The 3453-nt window shown below is 34.0% G+C and carries 4 protein-coding genes; all 4 read left to right on the forward strand.

The annotated features are described in order from the left end of the window. Positions 1-211 precede the first annotated feature (211 nt). Positions 212-868, forward strand: a complete 657-nt coding sequence (locus ACY65O_RS20280) for a sugar transferase (protein WP_462222680.1) — start codon at positions 212-214, stop codon at positions 866-868. Positions 869-945: 77 nt separating this feature from the next. Next, on the forward strand, positions 946-1839 hold the full coding sequence (locus tag ACY65O_RS20285) for a MerR family transcriptional regulator (RefSeq protein ID WP_462222681.1): 894 nt from the start codon (positions 946-948) through the stop codon (positions 1837-1839). 104 nt (positions 1840-1943) lie between these two features. Continuing rightward, positions 1944-2444, forward strand: coding sequence for an RNA polymerase sigma factor (locus tag ACY65O_RS20290; protein ID WP_462222682.1), 501 nt, complete (start codon positions 1944-1946; stop codon positions 2442-2444). A 54-nt stretch (positions 2445-2498) separates the two neighbouring features. After that, positions 2499-3453 (forward strand): phytoene desaturase family protein (locus ACY65O_RS20295; RefSeq protein ID WP_462222683.1); only part of this gene is annotated, 955 nt, incomplete at its 3' end.

A 3453-nucleotide genomic window follows, 5' to 3' on the forward strand; every position in this document is an offset into this window, starting at 1 on the left:
TGGGTGCCGATGAATCAGTTGAGGATGTTTAAAGACAACTTGTATTACAATAAAACTGACAGGTCGAATTTTGTTTACCAGCATTGCTTAAGCATTCCCTGTTCTACTTATATAACTGACGAACAGCTGAAAGCAGTAAGCGATAAGATAAAAGAATGTTTTTAAATATTGAACGAACAGGTTACTGAATAACCAACGACCCAATTTTTCCATGTACAGCATAGCCAAACGCATTATAGATATTATCATTGCAAGAATTGCATTGGTGTTACTTTCTCCAATCCTTATTCCCTCAATAATAATTTTATTACTTACAGGCGAACAGGAAGTTTTTTATTTTCAAAAAAGGGTGGGGTATAAAAACAAATTGTTCGATATCTGGAAGTTTGCCACAATGTTAAAGAACAGCCCTAGCATTGGTACAGGCGAAATAACCTTACGTAACGATCCCCGGGTAACAGGTTTTGGAAAATTTCTCCGTATCACAAAAATTAATGAGCTGCCACAAATAATTAATGTGTTTAAAGGAGATATGAGTATTGTTGGGCCAAGGCCATTGATGGAAGTAAGCGTTCAGTTATATCCACAGGAAATTCGTGACAAAATTTATAATTGCAAACCCGGGATGACAGGTATCGGTTCTTTAATTTTTAGGGATGAAGAAAAAATGATTTCTGATGCTGCAGACCCAAAAGCCATGTATGCTACCATTTACCCGTTTAAAGGGGCGCTGGAAATGTGGTACCAGCAGCATGCTTCCCTGTATACCGATTTTATGATCATCTTCCTTACCGCCTGGTCGATCATCTTCGCTAAAAACCAGCTGGTAAATAAAATATTTAAAGACCTGCCTAAAAGAGATTTTTAATCCTGTTAATCTTTTTCTCCTATTTTTTAAACAAAATGATAGTATTATTGTAATAACAATGTACTAATGAAATTACCATGCACTCTTTTACTATTAAAGATCTTGAGAATCTTTCCGGAATTAAAGCACACACCATACGAATTTGGGAGCAGCGCTATTCCTTTATAAAACCCGAACGTACCGACACTAATATTCGTTATTACAGCAACGATGAATTAAAGAAAATACTTAATGTAGCCCTGCTTAATAAATATGGTTACAAAATATCTCACATAGATAAAATGAATGAGGGTGAAATGAAAGAAAAAATTCTTTCCCTCAGCCAAATGGAAGCCCAGCAGGAACGAATTGTGAATGACCTTATTCAAAGTATGGTGGATATAGATATTGAAAAAGTGGAAATAATTTTGGATAAATTTATTGCTGCACGGGGTATAGAAAGAGCCATTACTCAAATTATTTTTCCCTTTCTTGAAAAAATTGGAATATTATGGCTTACTAATCATATAAATCCGGCACAGGAACACTTTGTGACTAATATCATCCGCCAAAAGTTAATTGTGGGTATAGACAGCGTTATAACACCAGTTAAAGTAAATAAATCTGTTTTACTATTTTTACCCGAGGGAGAATACCACGAACTGGGTTTATTGTTTATGTACTATTTATTAAAAAACAGGGGTGTCACCACCTATTATCTTGGTTCTAATGTGCCATTAAAAGATGTTGAATATGTTGCTAAACTAAAAAACCCCGACTATCTGTACTCTCATCTAACCACTGTAGGACAAAATTTTAACTTCGATAAATTTATTGTAAATGTTACTCAAAAATTCGGTGGTATACCAGTAATCATTTCAGGACAGCTTACAAATATTTATCAAAAAAAGATTCATGCACCCCTAAATTTTAAAAGATCTTTCGCAGAAGTAATGGATTTTGTATCAGGGTTCTCAAAAGTGAATATATAAAGTCCTGTAAAATAATGTGTTTAATCTTTTTATTAAAAAATTAAACAAAAATTTGCATTTATCAGCATTTCTTGTTTAACTTTACAGAATAATACTTAAACAAAATGTCTGCAATAGAATTCAATCAAATCATTATTAATAATGCGGAATACCTGAAGCCATTTGCAATTACGCTTACAAGGGATAACGAAACGGCAAAAGATCTTATTCAGGAAACCATGTACAGGGCTTTAGCCAACAGGGAAAAATATAATGTTGGTACAAATATTAAAGCCTGGTTGTACACCATAATGCGTAATATTTTTATTAATGATTACCGACGCAAAGCAAAACAAAATACTATTCTTGATAACAGCATCAACGAATTTTTACTAAACAGTAACCAGTTATCTATTGCAAATACTGCAGAGAGTAATTTGAAAATAAAAGAAATTCATCAGGCAGTACACCATTTACCCGATATATTCCGCAACCCTTTTATGTTGTACTTTGATGGCTATAAATATAATGAAATTGCAACATTGTTAAAAGAACCCTTGGGCACAATAAAAAGCAGGATACATTTTGCCCGAAAATTATTAAAAGAACAGTTAACAAGATTTTAAACAGTTACAGCTTTTTTATACCGTTTTAAATTTCAATATCCCTAAATTTAGTCCTTGAAAAAAGTTGTAATAATAGGCAGTGGCTTTGCAGGGTTATCAGCAGCATGTTTTTTGGCTAAGGCAGGTTACGATGTAACCGTTTTAGAAAAACAACATGCTGCCGGTGGCAGGGCAAGGCAGTTAAAAGAAGACGGTTTTACATTTGATATGGGCCCAAGCTGGTACTGGATGCCCGAAGTGTTTGAACGTTTTTTTAATTGCTTTGGAAAAAAAGTAGCAGACTATTATCAACTGGAAAGATTAGATCCCTCGTACCGCATTTACTGGCCGGATGATGTGATGGACATACCGGCAAACTACGATGAACTAAAAAAGTTATTTGAAAAAGTTGAACCCGGCAGTGCTTTACAATTAGATAAATTTTTAGCAGAAGCTGAGTATAAATATAATGTGGGCATAAATAAATTAGTGCATAAGCCCGGCCAAAGCATTACAGAATTTATTGATTGGGATGTAATAAGAGGAGTGTTTAAATTAGATGTTTTTACCAACATGAAAAAACATGTAAGTAAATATTTTAAACATCCAAAGTTGCAGCAGATGATGGAGTTTCCGGTGTTGTTTTTAGGTGCTTTGCCACAAAATACACCGGCTTTATACAGCTTAATGAATTATGCTGATATAAAATTGGGTACCTGGTATCCGCAGGGCGGCATGTATAAAATTGTAGAAGCAATGTTTAGTTTGGCAAAAGAATTAGGTGTACAATTTTGTTTTGATTGTGATGTAACGAATATTGAAGTTGATAATAATAAAGCTAATGTTGTAACTGCTCAAACAACTATCAACTATCAACCAGCAACTATCAACTTGCCAGCTGATGTAGTAATAGGAGCCGCCGATTATAATTTTATAGAGACAAAATTATTACCCGAAGAATGCAGAACTTATACCAATGAATACTGGAACAAAAGAGTGATGGCGCCCAGTTGTTTATTATATTACATTG

This window comes from Ferruginibacter sp. (assembly GCF_031430955.1).
Taxonomy (GTDB): Bacteria; Bacteroidota; Bacteroidia; order Chitinophagales; family Chitinophagaceae; genus Ferruginibacter.